Source organism: Mesorhizobium sp. M7A.F.Ca.CA.002.09.1.1, assembly GCF_003998555.1.
Classification (GTDB): domain Bacteria; phylum Pseudomonadota; class Alphaproteobacteria; order Rhizobiales; family Rhizobiaceae; genus Mesorhizobium; species Mesorhizobium ciceri.
The window spans coordinates 1-12,066 of record NZ_RZRR01000056.1; the positions used below are offsets into that span (position 1 = coordinate 1).

The window sequence follows — 12,066 nt, forward strand, 5'->3', positions numbered from 1 at the left end:
CTCCCCACCCTCCGCCCTCTCCCCGGCCTTCCCGCAGCCGGATTCGAATGATGCCTGGAACCAAATCACGGGGCCTGGAACCAAACCGCGGGCGAGACTGTTCAGTTGTAGCTTTGATCCCACCCAGACATCCTGGCCGGCAAAGCGGCGACATTGAGGAGTTCTCACCATGAAGATTTCATCCGGATTTCGTTCCATAGCGGTTGCCGCCGTCGCCACCGCGAGCATCGGCTTTGCCAGCGCCGCGCATGCCGACAGCGGCACGATCCGCTTCGCCGTCTACAAGGCGGCCTTCTTCGTCGGTGGCTCCGGAGGCGAAGGAACGCTGACCTTCCATGGCCGCCGCTATCCCATCTCGGTCGGCGGCGTCTCGGGCGGTCTCGCCTTCGGCGTCTCCAAGACCTATTTCCGAGGTACCGTGCGCCACATCAAACGTGCGCGGGATGTGACCGGGGTCTACGGTGCGGCGGGCGGTGGCGGCGCGCTTGGCAAAGGGGCTCAGGTGATCGTCATGACCAATGACAAGGGCGCCCAGCTCGAATTGACGGGCAGGCAGGTCGGCCTGCAGGTCAACGCCGACCTCAGCGGCATGAGCATCTCGCTGAGGTAGCCGTTAGCTCCTCAGGCCCGGCGCTTCCTGCCCCGTCCGCTCGACATATTCCGTATAGCCGCCGCCATAGGTGTGGATGCCTTCGGGCGTCAGTTCCAGCACGCGGTTGGAAAGCGCCGCCAGAAAATGCCGGTCGTGCGAGACGAACAGCATGGTGCCCTCATACTGCGAAAGTGCCGTGATCAGCATCTCCTTGGTGGCGATGTCGAGATGGTTGGTCGGCTCGTCCAGCACCAAAAGGTTGGGCGGGTCGAACAGCATCAGCGCCATCACCAGCCGCGCCTTCTCGCCGCCTGACAGCACACGGCATTTCTTCTCGATCTCGTCGCCGGAAAAGCCGAAGCAGCCTGCGAGTGCCCGCAGCGGCGCCTGGCCGGCCTGGGGGAACGCGTCTTCCAGTGTCTGGAACACAGTGCGCTCGCCTTCCAGCACCTCCATGGCGTGCTGGGCGAAATATCCCATCTTGACACTTGGGCCCCGCGCGACCGTGCCGGTATCGGGCTCGGAAGCGCCGGCGACCAGCTTCAGAAGCGTCGATTTGCCGGCGCCGTTGACGCCCATGATGCACCAGCGCTCGCGGCGGCGGACCTGGAAATCGAGCCCCTCATAGATGCTGCGGCTGCCATAGCCCTTGTGGACGTTCTTCAGCGTGACGACATCCTCACCGCAGCGCGGCGCCGGCAGGAAATCGAAGGACACGGTCTGGCGGCGCTTCGGCGGCTCGACGCGGTCGATCTTGTCCAGCTTCTTCACCCGGCTCTGCACCTGCGCGGCATGCGAGGCGCGCGCCTTGAAGCGCTCGATGAAGGCGATCTCCTTGGCCAGCATCGCCTGCTGGCGCTCGAACTGAGCCTGCTGCTGCTTATCGGCGATCGCCCGCTGCTGCTGGTAGAATTCGTAGTTTCCGGAATAGGCGGTCAGCGAACCGGCGTCGATCTCGACCACCTTGTTGACGATGCGGTTCATGAACTCGCGGTCGTGCGAGGTCATCAGCAGCGCGCCATCATAGTTCTTCAGGAAGGATTCCAGCCAGATCAGGCTCTCCAGGTCGAGATGGTTCGACGGCTCGTCGAGCAGCATGGCGTCGGGCCGCATCAACAGGATGCGGGCCAGCGCCACGCGCATCTTCCAGCCGCCGGACAGCTTTCCGACATCGCCGTCCATCGTCTCCTGCGAAAAGCCGAGACCGTCCAGCACTTCGCGGGCGCGGCCATCCAGCGCATAACCGTCGAGTTCCTCGAAGCGGTGCTGCGCCTCGCCATATTTTTCGATGATCTCGTCCATCTGGTCGGCCTGCTCGGGATCGGCCATGGCCGCCTCGAGGGCCGCCATTTCGGCCGCGACTTCGCTGACCGGCCCGGCGCCGTTCATCACTTCGGCGACAGCGCTGTGGCCTTCCATGTCGCCGACATCCTGGCTGAAATAGCCGATGGTGACGCCGCGATCGACCTGCACCTGGCCTTCGTCTGGCTGCTCCTGGCCGGTGATCATGCGAAACAGCGTCGTCTTGCCGGCGCCGTTCGGCCCGACGAGGCCGACCTTCTCGCCCTTCTGCAGGGACGCCGACGCTTCGATGAAGACAAGCTGACGGCCGTTCTGCTTGCTGATGCTTTCAAGTCTGATCATGCGGTGTCCGGGGAATTTTGCTTGCGTGAAACGATTTGCCCGGCGCCTTACGCGAAGGATAGCCGCAAAGGAAGAGGCGCAAGCGCCGCACACCGCCGATCTCCCCCTCGTGGGGGAGATTGGCAGCTTCACCGCCAGACACACTCCAGAAACAAGATTCAACATCCGGGAAAAACTCGCGAAAACATCGCCTGTCATAACCACCCTCGCGGCGGTCACGCGGCCTGCGGCACAACGCGAAGAAATGGTCCCGAAACATGCAACGACGTTCGACCGGATGGATGGCTGCCCTGACAGGCATTTCGCTCGCCGTGCTTGCGGTCGCACAGTCGGATGCGGCGGTCACCCGGAGCGAATATTGCAGCCGGCTCGGTCTTCAACTCGACGGAGCCATCCAGACCAAAGCCAAACCCGGTGCCAGCGCGAGCCAGATCGCCGAGGCAACGGCACTCCAGGACAAGGCGAACCGGTTCTGTGCCGAGCGCAAGCAGGCGCAAGGCATCCGGACCTATGCCAATGCCCTGAAACTTCTTGGCGTGACACCGGTCGACCTGGACCAGTGACAGCAACCATCCATCCCTGAAAGACAGGCCGCCACTCTCGGATAGCGACGGCGGTTCTTCCAGCGCATAGCACCGCTGAAATTGCTGCCGGCTACTTCTCGCCCAGATACTGGAAGACGGCCTGCTTCCACCAATCGCTTTCGATGGTCTGCAGGAGGGCGACATCGAGAGACTTGCGCAACGGGCTGCCGAGCGGCAGCGCAATGGCATATTGCTGCTGGTCGAACGTCGCATCGAGAACCTGCAGGCTTGTCGCGTAATTCTGCCCGACCAGCCAGCCAAGCAGCGGCTTGTCGTGCACCAGCGCGTCGATCTTGCCGGCGCGAAGCGCGTTGAGGCCTTGCTGGATCGAGGCAAAGTCCTGATGACGGATCTGGGTCGAATCCAGATAGGACGCCGTCGACGAGCTCTGCACCGCGCCGACCCTGACCGCGGCGAGATCGCTTTCGCCCTGCACCATGCCTTCCATCTGCGTCACCGTCAGCACCGATGTGACACCCGCAGTGAACACCGCGATCGCAATGATCGATCCCATCATCCAGAGCGCGGCCAGCACGCGCCCCGGCACGGTTCGCGGGCCGAAATCACCGGTGCTGGCCTGCGTCGCGGCGATGGTCGACCACCACATGCTGGAAAACAGTCCCTTGGCGACGCCGCCGCCGAAATCGTCATTGTGCCGGCGTTCGAACATCCAGATGAGGACGCCGACCACCACCGATATGATGACCAGCGCCAGAACCGCCTGCAGGAAGCCGAACGACGTCAGGGCATGCAGCACCGGCCGCCATGACGGCTGGTTGTTGAGCGGCGTTGCGATGCCGAGCCCGGTCGTGAAGAAGGGCTGCGTGAAGTCGACGGCCTTTTCGCGGTCGGCCGTGACCGTGATCGCGGCCATCGCCGCATCGAATCTGCCGCTGACGACGCCATCGATCTGGTCCTGCACGGCAGGCACTTCGACATAGTGGAAGCGCAGGTTGAGCCGCCCGGCCATTTTCTGCCAGAGGTCGATGCTCAATCCCGACCAGCTGCCGTCCTGCAGCTTGAACGCAAAAGGCGGCGCCTGTTTTATCCCGACCGAGATCTCTTTTGCCGGCGAGGCCGAGGGGGAAGCCAAGTCGGGAGAAGTCTGATCGGGCGAAGTCTGGGCAAGCGTGACCCCGGCTCCCACACACGCGACGATGACAATGAGACCCAGCGCCATCGTCCACGAAGCAACTCTTCTCAACGGCAACGACTCCCAGCGACCGGTCCGCCGCTCGATCGTCGCGGCTTTCGAAGGGTAGCCGCCGTGCCCTCCTCCGTCCACCAGCGATGTCGTTGCTGAAGCGGCCGCGCCACGCCGACCCCGAATTGCGCGAAAACAAGCAGTTGGAACAATTTCGCGATTCAAATCCTGAAGCGCTTCGCGCAACGAGGGATCCCTTGAGGACAGGCTTGCGGCGCCGAAGACGAACTCGCGCCAAACCTCACTTCCTGCCTTGCGGATGGATCGTCTCACCGCGCTTCAGCATTGCCACAAACGCTTCGATCTTCCTCTTGCGCCCGGCCTCCGTCTTCATGTTGTGAATGCGGAAGGCGAGCGCGAAGCGGTTTTGCGCGCTGAGCTTTGCCAACATCGCCTTCGCAGCGGGTTCGGCGTCTATGGCCGCTTGCAAATCATCGGGAATTTTCATCTCCTTGCCGCTGCCATAGGCGCGCGCCCAGCGCCCGTCCGCCTTCGCCGCTTCGACCTGTTTGAGCCCATGCTCGGTCATGCGGCCCTCCTCGACCAGCCGCGCCACATTGTCGATGTTGATCAGGCTCCAGATGCTCTTCCTGCCGCGCGGCGTGTAGCGCTGCAGGAAGCTCTTGTCGTCCAACCCTTTGCGCACCGCATCGATCCAGCCGAAGCACAGCACCACGTCGATGGCTTGCTTGGGGGTGATCGATTTCAATCCCGACCCCACCTTGTGCACCTTGATCCAGACTTCGGTTTCCGTGGCGTGGTGCTTGCTCAGCCAGGCGTAGAAGCCGGCAGGATCCGCGAATTCGTGGACCTTGGCGGGATCGACCTTGATCGGCGCCATCAGTCGGCCTGCCCGTTCGATGCTGTTGCCCCTCGCGTCATCGCTCTCACTGTCGTCCTGCCTCCGGCATCATGCCCATCGTCATTGGCCAGCATCGTGGCATGAATTGCTGTCAGTTTCCGGCAGCAAACTTGGCAGGCGCGCACGGCGTTCCTTCGCGCCCGTCGGCCCGAACATTTTTCTTCCCGCCCCACTGTAGAAAGTCCCGGAATACCTGCCATGCTCGTGCTCGGGCACGCCGTCTCGCTCCCGGGGGAATACGCATGAAATCTCTGTTGCTCGCCTTTGTGTTGTTTCTCCCCACGGCCACCCTCGCCGAGCCGATCGAAACCCGGAAGATCATCACGGCTGTGACTGGCGATTTCAATGGCGACGGCGCCGTCGATCTTGCCATGGTGGTGGAGACCGAACCCGGCCATCCGATGGACGTCCACTTCTTCCTCAGGGACAGGAGCACAATTACCTCAAACCCGTCGAGATCGTGCACGAGCAGATCCAAGGGGAATGGAACGGCTACGAGCGGGCGGGCTACGAGAACTCCGACACCGAGCCGGAACTGACGATGCTGCCCAACGGCTCGATCAAATTCTACCTGCCAGCGATGGAGATCGGCAGCGAACGGACCGACATGACGCTGACCATCGCCTGGCGCAATGATGCCTTCATCGTCGCCGGCTTCGCCTATGACCACTATGACTATTTGAAGGAGAATGCCGAAAGCGCCTGCGAGTACAATGTGCTGACCGGCAAAGGCACCAGCAGCGAAAAGCAGCCGGACGGCAGCACCAAGCACAGGAACGTCTCGGTCGAAGGCCAGACCATCGCCTTCAAGGACTGGAACCCCGGCACCACCTTCAGCGCTTGCGGCGCGTGACCGGCGCCTCTTCGACCGACTTCAGCTTGGCGGCGGCGCTGCCGGCGTCAGCCCGTGGCGGCGCATGATATCCATCATCCCAGCCTTGTCCGGCGGACCGCCGGCGGCGGCGTGGAACATGGCGAATATCTCACGGAAATAGTCCGGACCGATCGCCGCTGGTGTGACGACGCACAGCGCTTTCGCATCCGCGCTGCCATTGTTGTCGAAGCGATGGACTGCGCCGCGCGGGATGCACAGCGCTTCTCCCGGTCCGACCTCGATCGGCTTGCCGTCGACGGTCCAGGTCAGCACCCCTTCAATGCCGTAGATCGTCTCTTCGTAGTGATCATGGCTGTGCGCCGGCGCCAGCAGGCGCAGTCCGCTGGCAACCCTCAACTCAAAGGCGGCGATGCTGCCGTTCGAACTGTCGCCCGTCACCAGGAAGCGAATCGACAGCCCCTTGTCGCCGGTCTCATTGGCTGGATTGACCTGAAGATTCATGACCGACATTGCGCAAAGCCCTCCGGTAAATTACATTTACTCGCTATCAGTAAACTCAATTTACCGGATCGTCAATGCCCACCTCAACGGAAGTTCTACAGACCAAGACCGAGAACCTGCTGATCGGCGCCCTGCTGCGCGTGCCGGCACAAGCGATCCAGCGGCGGCTGATCAAGGAGCTCAACGCCGCCGGTTTCGACGAATTGCGCCTGCCGCATATGGCGGTGTTGCAGTTTCCCGGACCGGACGGCGCGCGGCCCGGCACCATCGCCGAGCGTGCCGGCATGAGCAAACAGGCCATCAACCAGCTGCTCAGCAGTCTCGAAGGGTACGGCTACCTCGTCCGCTCCGACATTCCCGGCGATGGCGGTGCGCGCGTGGTGCGATCCACGGAACGCGGTCATGCCGCGTTCTGGAAAATGGTCGATATCCTGCGCGACATCGAGGAGGAATGGCGCACCGAACTTGGGCCGGAGCGCTTTGCCCAGCTGAAAGCTCTGCTGTTTGTCGTCTGGGAAAGTCCGCTGGTGCGCTGAGCCAGAGACGGCGCCCGTCCGCCCTGCTCCATCGGCCTTTCCGATGGCACTATCGGTTTCTTCCGTTTCCTTCTGTCGCGCCGAACTGCCAATTCCTGCCCTTGTCCATCCAAGCAAAGGCAGAGCGAAATGAGCATTTCGAAACAGAAAATCCTGATCGTCGGCGGCGGCTCCGGCATGGGCCTGGCGCTGGCCAGGCGCTGCATCGAGGCCGGAGCCAAGGTGATCATCGCCGGGCGCGGCCAAGACCGGCTGCGGCAGGCGCGCGAGGCGCTCGGCAATCCCGCCGGGCTGGAGACGGCCGTCGTCGACATCGCGCGCGAAGACCAGGTCTCGGCGCTGTTCGCAGCGATTGGCGGACTCGACCACATCGTCTGCACCGCAGCCGACATCGAAGGCGCCTACCGGCTGCTGCCGGAGCTTGACCTGATGGCGGCGCAAAAGGTGGTGGAGAGCAAGCTGTATGGCCCGCTGCTGCTCGCCAAGCACGGTGCGCCGCGGCTGGCAGCATCCGGCTCCATGACCTTCGTCTCCGGTATCGCCGCCTATCGCCCAGCCGCACGCGGCTCCGTCGTTGCTGCTGTCAACGCAGCGCTCGAAGGCCTCGTGCGGGCGCTGGCGGTCGAGTTGGCGCCGATCCGCGTCAATGCCGTGTCACCCGGCTGGGTCGACACCACGATCTGGGCGCAAGTGGCCGGCGACAGGAAGGACGAGACGTTAGCCGCGATGGCCAAGCGGCTGCCGGTCGGGCGGATTGGCCAACCCGATGATATCGCCGACGCCATCGCCTTCCTGATCGGCAATGGCTTTACCACGGGAACGACGCTGCATGTCGAGGGCGGCCACCGCCTGATCTGAACCGCCGCTGCTTCCGTCAGGAGTTGTTTGCAAACAAGGCCTTGGAGCGGTTCGACGATTCAAGTCCTGAACCAGCCTTGGCGGGCTGCAGGGCCGGCACCAGCGTGTCGCGCGCGGCAGTGAGCAATTGCTTAAGCGCCGGCAGCTGGACGCGCCGGCGGCGCCAGATCATCACCAGCGGCGCCGTCCGCATCTGGCCGGGCCATCGCATTTCGACGATGTCGCCGCGTGCGAGCGCATCCGGGACGGCCAGGCGTGGAACGAGGGCGAGCCCCGCGCCGGCCGCCACCAGCCGCGCAATGGCGCCGATGCTGCCGACCTCGTTGGCAAGTCTGGGTGCGGCAGCGCCCGCCTCGGCAAAGGCCGTGTCGAACATGTGTCGGTAGATACATCCGGGCTCCGTTGCCACGAACTGCAGTTCGCCAAGCGCGGCAAGGTCGCCTGGCACGCTGCCCTGCCCCGGAGCCGCGACCAGCACCAGCGGTTCGGCTGCTATCGTGCGCCTGGCGAAGTGTTTATCCGACGCGCCCTTCGCGAAATCACGGCGGTCGAAGCAGAACGCGACATCGATGTCGCCATCCTCCAATTGGCGCAGCAGCGCGCCGCTGCCCGCCACCTTCATCCGCACGGTGATGTCGGGATGGCCGGCCTGGAACCCGGGCAGCCAAGGCGCCAGCCTGGCCGACGCGATCGTCTCCAGCGCGCCGATGGTCAGGTGCCCGCTTGTCGAACCTGCCGCTGCCTGCACGGCCGCGCGCGCCTCGCCGTCGAGCCGCAACAAATCCTCGGCGATCGGCTGCAGCGCTAGGCCTGCCGGCGTCAGCTCGAGACCGGACTTCGCGCGCGTGAACAGGGCAGCGCCAAGCTCGGCCTCGAGCGCCAGGATCTGGTCGCTGACGCTCGATTGCGCGAGGTGGACCACTTCTGCGGCGCGCGTGATGTTGCGGCTCCGCGCCACCGCAAGGAAGGTTTTGAGCAGTCTTGGATGCATCGTGTGGCTGACGCGCTATTGCAGCTGCGGTTTCTTCAGAAAACTGCCGCGGTCGGCGGACTTGACGCGCAGCCAGGTTTCGCGGCCGTCGCGCAGCACCCGCATCGGAATCTCGGCACCGGCCGAGCCGCTCTCCCACAGCTTGCGATAGAAATCGGCGAGTCCATCGACCGCGCCGTCGCGGATGTCCGAGATGATGTCGCCCTGGCGCAGGCCAGCCTTGGCCGCCGGACCGCCTTCGGTCACGCTCATCACCACCACTCTGCCATCGCTTTCGGCCGACAGGGCGCCGAGCCATGGACGCGGCGGCTTGGCCACCTGGCCGCGCGTCAGGAGATCGTCGAGTATGGGCGGCAACAGATCGATCGGCACCACCATGTTGATATCGGCGACCTCGCCATTGCGGCTCATCTGCAGGCGCAGCGAACCGATGCCGAGCAGCGAGCCATCGGCGCCGAACAGCCCGGCACCGCCCCAGGACGGGTGCGCCGGCGCAATGAAGATCGCCTCGTCGAGCAGATACTCCCAATAGCCGGCGAATTCCTGCTTGGTGACGATCCTGGCCTGCACCGACTGGCCGATGCCGTCGGCCAGCACCACGGCGTCGCCGATCCTGGCCTTGCCGGCATCGCCCAGCGCCACCGCCGGCAGGCCGAGCGGCGCCAGCGCCTGCACCAGGCCGAAGCCCGATTCCTGGTCATAGGCCAGCGCGTGCGCGGGGATGACGCGGCCGTCATGGCTGGTCAGCCAGACCTCTTCCGCTTCGGTGATGAGATAGCCGATGGTCAGCACCAGCCCGTCATTGCGAATGACGACGCCGCTGCCTTCCCTGAGCGTGCCGAGCGCCCCGGCCGTAAAGGCATCTTCGGGAACAGTGGCCCGCACGGCCACGACCGAGCGCAGATTGGGATTGATGGTCATGCTTTTGTCCTGGGTGGGCTTTGGCGACATCTTCTATAGGTATGCCACGCAGGAGAAGGCGCAAGGGTAAGGAAGAGCCCAATTGCCGATGTTGGCACTGCGGGCATCGATAATAGTTCAACGCAAGTTGAACTTACACATCCGCAGCCCTAGTTAATGGCGACCTGCCATCCTTCCCCGACACGAGGCCACGAAATGACCGACTACACACCGCCGAAAGTATGGACCTGGAACAAGCCGAGCGGCGGAGCCTTTGCCAGCATCAACCGGCCGATCGCCGGGCCGACGCATGACAAGGAACTGCCTGTCGGCAAGCATCCGTTGCAGCTCTATTCGCTGGCGACGCCGAACGGCGTCAAGGTCACCGTCATGCTGGAAGAGCTTCTGGCGCGCGGCCACAAGGGTGCCGAATACGATGCCTGGCTGATCCGGATCAACGATGGCGACCAGTTCGGCAGCGGCTTCGTCGAGGTCAATCCAAACTCCAAGATTCCGGCCCTGATGGACCACAGTGGCACCACACCGGTGCGCATCTTCGAATCCGGCTCGATCCTGGTCTATCTCGCCGAAAAGTTTGGCGAATTCCTTCCGACCGAACAGCCGGCCCGCGCCGAGGTGCTGTCCTGGCTGTTCTGGCAGATGGGCTCGGCGCCGTATCTGGGCGGCGGCTTCGGCCACTTCTACGCCTATGCGCCGGAAAAGTTCGAATATGCCATCGATCGCTTCTCGATGGAGGTGAAGCGTCAGATGGACGTGCTCGACCGCCGGTTGGCCGAGACTGAATATCTCGGCGGCAAGGACTATTCCATCGCCGACATGGCGGTGTGGCCCTGGTATGGCGGGCTGGCACTCGGCCGCATGTACAATGATTCCGGCGAGTTCCTGTCGGTGCACGAGTACAAGCATGTGCAGCGTTGGGCGAAGGCCATCGACGCCCGCCCGGCGGTCAAGCGCGGGCGCATGGTCAACCGCGCCTTCGGTGAGCCTGCCATGCAACTGCATGAACGCCACGACGCCAGCGATTTCGAGACCAAGACGCAGGATAGACTGGCCGCCGAATAGGCCATCGCGGGTCGCGGCAAAGGAAACCCGCCCCGACGCGACGTCGGGGCGGGTTTTTCCCAAGGTCCAGTACTGCGGAATCCCTAGTGCAGCACTTCAACAATCTGGCGGGTCTCCGGATCGACGAGGACCGTCTGGTCGTTGATCACCGCGACGCGGTATTTGACGTCGGGCACCTCACGCAGTTCGACCGTATCCGGCACCGACGAGCCGAGCTTGAGCTCGACGCCCAGAAGGTTCACCGAGGCAAGCGGTTCTCTCTTGATGTATTCGCGAACGACTGTCTCCTGCTCCGGCTGGACGACGACGACGTTTTCCGCCAGCGCCGCACCAATCCCGCCCATCAGGACGACGGCGGTCGCCGCGCTCGTAAGATAAAGTCTCATGGCCATCTCCTAGTGATAACTGAATTCCGCCCTCCATAAAAACTCCACCGCTGCCATGCGGTTCCATCGTAACTTCAGAATTGAAGATATTACGATTGCAGCCTGGATATTGATTGGTTGCTGATCAAACATTCGGCAGACAGCATTCAAGAGTTTGAAAACTTGCACAGATATGTACGGATATTTAAAGGGAAAAAATTCAATCTGAGCACCAGTGCGCCAAATCGGCCGCGCATCCGCCTCTTCATCTGGACGATTTGAAAGGCTCCAGCACGAAAAGGGCTCGCCCCGCCGGGAGCAGAGCGAGCCATAACGGCACCGATGGAGGCGGCAACCTCATCGGCACTGCCAGAGAACGCGAAGCATCAGCACTTGTTCCCAACCTGTCGGCCTGAGCACAATGCGGAGCGGTCGCGCATGCATCCTGTTCCCATGATAACGCTGGCCGAAATCTCCAGCAGGGATATGCTCAGAAGCCGTCTCAGCGACCAAACACCTTGCCGTCGGTCGTGATCGCGCTGGTGGCGACGTTCCCCGAGCGCCCCGGCGCACGCGCTCGAGTGGACGGCCTGGTATGGAAACGCCATTCCTGATCGGTCCCGGTCACCCGGTCTCAAAGCTGGACACCGTCGCGATGCAATGGCGGAAAGGCGTCTACCGGATCCTGGCTCGGCACGATGTCATGTGCGCGCCTGAAGATCAGCCTCACGACGAGCACGAAGTAGCCGACCTGCAGGACAAGCAGCGTCGCTATCGTCCAGGCAAATGCCTCCCAGAAGGAGCCGGTGGTCATATAGGTCCAGACCGCGACGATGACGGCCGTGGCTGACATTCCTACCAGAAACTGTCCAAAATACATGGTTTCCAAAACCGTCGAAACCGCGCCGGTTCCAACCAGTCCCTGCCTCATTTCATTTCCCGCGGACAACATTTCATTATTTTAGCAACTTCGCAAGTAAGGGGTCAGTCGCCGCAATGCGTTCTCCATTTGCACGGCAACTTGGCAACTGTGCGGGCCGCGGCCGCGGTGCTGGCGGGCTGGGCTGACACGCCAGCCGTCGACAATCCAGAAGCACGCCGGTCTTTGCAC

The 12,066-nt window shown here is 63.2% G+C and carries 14 protein-coding genes; 6 read left to right on the forward strand and 8 right to left on the reverse strand.

Going from position 1 to position 12,066, the window contains the following annotated elements; all coding sequences use genetic code 11:
- Nucleotides 1-169: 169 nt before the first annotated feature.
- A complete protein-coding gene (locus EN994_RS04540; RefSeq protein ID WP_013530641.1) occupies nucleotides 170-610 on the forward strand; it encodes a hypothetical protein in 441 nt (146 codons plus the stop codon).
- A 3-nt stretch (nucleotides 611-613) separates the two neighbouring features.
- Here the strand turns inward: EN994_RS04540 and EN994_RS04545 are convergent, their stop codons facing one another.
- On the reverse strand, nucleotides 614-2,236 hold the full coding sequence (locus EN994_RS04545) for an ABC-F family ATP-binding cassette domain-containing protein (protein ID WP_127307412.1): 1,623 nt from the start codon (nucleotides 2,234-2,236) through the stop codon (nucleotides 614-616).
- A 281-nt stretch (nucleotides 2,237-2,517) separates the two neighbouring features.
- On the opposite strand from EN994_RS04545, the gene EN994_RS04550 reads away from it, so the two are divergent.
- Nucleotides 2,518-2,799, forward strand: a complete 282-nt coding sequence (locus EN994_RS04550) for a hypothetical protein (protein ID WP_082826505.1) — start codon at nucleotides 2,518-2,520, stop codon at nucleotides 2,797-2,799.
- Between the two features lie 91 nt (nucleotides 2,800-2,890).
- Here the strand turns inward: EN994_RS04550 and EN994_RS04555 are convergent, their stop codons facing one another.
- Entirely contained in the window at nucleotides 2,891-4,024 is a 1,134-nt protein-coding gene (locus tag EN994_RS04555) for a transporter substrate-binding domain-containing protein (RefSeq protein WP_224621835.1), read from the reverse strand.
- 241 nt (nucleotides 4,025-4,265) lie between these two features.
- A complete protein-coding gene (locus EN994_RS04560; protein WP_027160818.1) occupies nucleotides 4,266-4,865 on the reverse strand; it encodes a YdeI/OmpD-associated family protein in 600 nt (199 codons plus the stop codon).
- Nucleotides 4,866-5,346: 481 nt separating this feature from the next.
- Here EN994_RS04560 and EN994_RS35945 point away from each other — a divergent pair, with 481 nt between their 5' ends.
- On the forward strand, nucleotides 5,347-5,739 hold the full coding sequence (locus EN994_RS35945) for a hypothetical protein (protein WP_244514320.1): 393 nt from the start codon (nucleotides 5,347-5,349) through the stop codon (nucleotides 5,737-5,739).
- Between the two features lie 21 nt (nucleotides 5,740-5,760).
- Here the strand turns inward: EN994_RS35945 and EN994_RS04570 are convergent, their stop codons facing one another.
- Complete coding sequence (locus tag EN994_RS04570; RefSeq protein ID WP_024501720.1) at nucleotides 5,761-6,231, reverse strand: cupin domain-containing protein; 471 nt, start codon at nucleotides 6,229-6,231, stop codon at nucleotides 5,761-5,763.
- A gap of 65 nt (nucleotides 6,232-6,296) precedes the next feature.
- Here EN994_RS04570 and EN994_RS04575 point away from each other — a divergent pair, with 65 nt between their 5' ends.
- Nucleotides 6,297-6,758: a MarR family winged helix-turn-helix transcriptional regulator gene (locus EN994_RS04575; RefSeq protein ID WP_024501721.1), complete on the forward strand. Its 462-nt coding sequence runs from the start codon at nucleotides 6,297-6,299 to the stop codon at nucleotides 6,756-6,758.
- A gap of 129 nt (nucleotides 6,759-6,887) precedes the next feature.
- Complete coding sequence (locus tag EN994_RS04580) at nucleotides 6,888-7,616, forward strand: SDR family oxidoreductase (protein WP_024501722.1); 729 nt, start codon at nucleotides 6,888-6,890, stop codon at nucleotides 7,614-7,616.
- A gap of 16 nt (nucleotides 7,617-7,632) precedes the next feature.
- On the opposite strand, the gene EN994_RS04585 is transcribed toward EN994_RS04580, so the two are convergent.
- Nucleotides 7,633-8,607: a LysR family transcriptional regulator gene (locus EN994_RS04585; RefSeq protein WP_063168624.1), complete on the reverse strand. Its 975-nt coding sequence runs from the start codon at nucleotides 8,605-8,607 to the stop codon at nucleotides 7,633-7,635.
- A gap of 15 nt (nucleotides 8,608-8,622) precedes the next feature.
- Nucleotides 8,623-9,528, reverse strand: a complete 906-nt coding sequence (locus tag EN994_RS04590; RefSeq protein WP_024501724.1) for a S1C family serine protease — start codon at nucleotides 9,526-9,528, stop codon at nucleotides 8,623-8,625.
- A 195-nt stretch (nucleotides 9,529-9,723) separates the two neighbouring features.
- On the opposite strand from EN994_RS04590, the gene yghU reads away from it, so the two are divergent.
- Nucleotides 9,724-10,590, forward strand: a complete 867-nt coding sequence (gene yghU, locus EN994_RS04595; protein WP_013530630.1) for a glutathione-dependent disulfide-bond oxidoreductase — start codon at nucleotides 9,724-9,726, stop codon at nucleotides 10,588-10,590.
- An 83-nt stretch (nucleotides 10,591-10,673) separates the two neighbouring features.
- On the opposite strand, the gene EN994_RS04600 is transcribed toward yghU, so the two are convergent.
- Both EN994_RS04600 and EN994_RS04605 read right to left on the reverse strand, forming a co-directional pair.
- On the reverse strand, nucleotides 10,674-10,976 hold the full coding sequence (locus EN994_RS04600; RefSeq protein ID WP_013530629.1) for a DUF1236 domain-containing protein: 303 nt from the start codon (nucleotides 10,974-10,976) through the stop codon (nucleotides 10,674-10,676).
- 613 nt (nucleotides 10,977-11,589) lie between these two features.
- Nucleotides 11,590-11,808 (reverse strand): exopolysaccharide production repressor protein, encoded by a 219-nt coding sequence (locus EN994_RS04605; protein ID WP_224674556.1) that lies wholly within the window; start codon nucleotides 11,806-11,808, stop codon nucleotides 11,590-11,592.
- Nucleotides 11,809-12,066: the final 258 nt, after the last annotated feature.

Coding starts and splice junctions, on each gene's coding strand:
- yghU (WP_013530630.1), top strand. CDS start 9,724: ATGACCGACTACACACCGCCGAAAGTATGGACCTGGAACAAGCCGAGC.
- EN994_RS04575 (WP_024501721.1), top strand. CDS start 6,297: ATGCCCACCTCAACGGAAGTTCTACAGACCAAGACCGAGAACCTGCTG.
- EN994_RS04570 (WP_024501720.1), bottom strand. CDS start 6,231: ATGTCGGTCATGAATCTTCAGGTCAATCCAGCCAATGAGACCGGCGAC.
- EN994_RS04540 (WP_013530641.1), top strand. CDS start 170: ATGAAGATTTCATCCGGATTTCGTTCCATAGCGGTTGCCGCCGTCGCC.
- EN994_RS04560 (WP_027160818.1), bottom strand. CDS start 4,865: ATGGCGCCGATCAAGGTCGATCCCGCCAAGGTCCACGAATTCGCGGAT.
- EN994_RS04590 (WP_024501724.1), bottom strand. CDS start 9,528: ATGACCATCAATCCCAATCTGCGCTCGGTCGTGGCCGTGCGGGCCACT.
- EN994_RS04605 (WP_224674556.1), bottom strand. CDS start 11,808: ATGTCAGCCACGGCCGTCATCGTCGCGGTCTGGACCTATATGACCACC.
- EN994_RS04580 (WP_024501722.1), top strand. CDS start 6,888: ATGAGCATTTCGAAACAGAAAATCCTGATCGTCGGCGGCGGCTCCGGC.
- EN994_RS04585 (WP_063168624.1), bottom strand. CDS start 8,607: ATGCATCCAAGACTGCTCAAAACCTTCCTTGCGGTGGCGCGGAGCCGC.
- EN994_RS04545 (WP_127307412.1), bottom strand. CDS start 2,236: ATGATCAGACTTGAAAGCATCAGCAAGCAGAACGGCCGTCAGCTTGTC.
- EN994_RS04550 (WP_082826505.1), top strand. CDS start 2,518: ATGGCTGCCCTGACAGGCATTTCGCTCGCCGTGCTTGCGGTCGCACAG.
- EN994_RS04600 (WP_013530629.1), bottom strand. CDS start 10,976: ATGAGACTTTATCTTACGAGCGCGGCGACCGCCGTCGTCCTGATGGGC.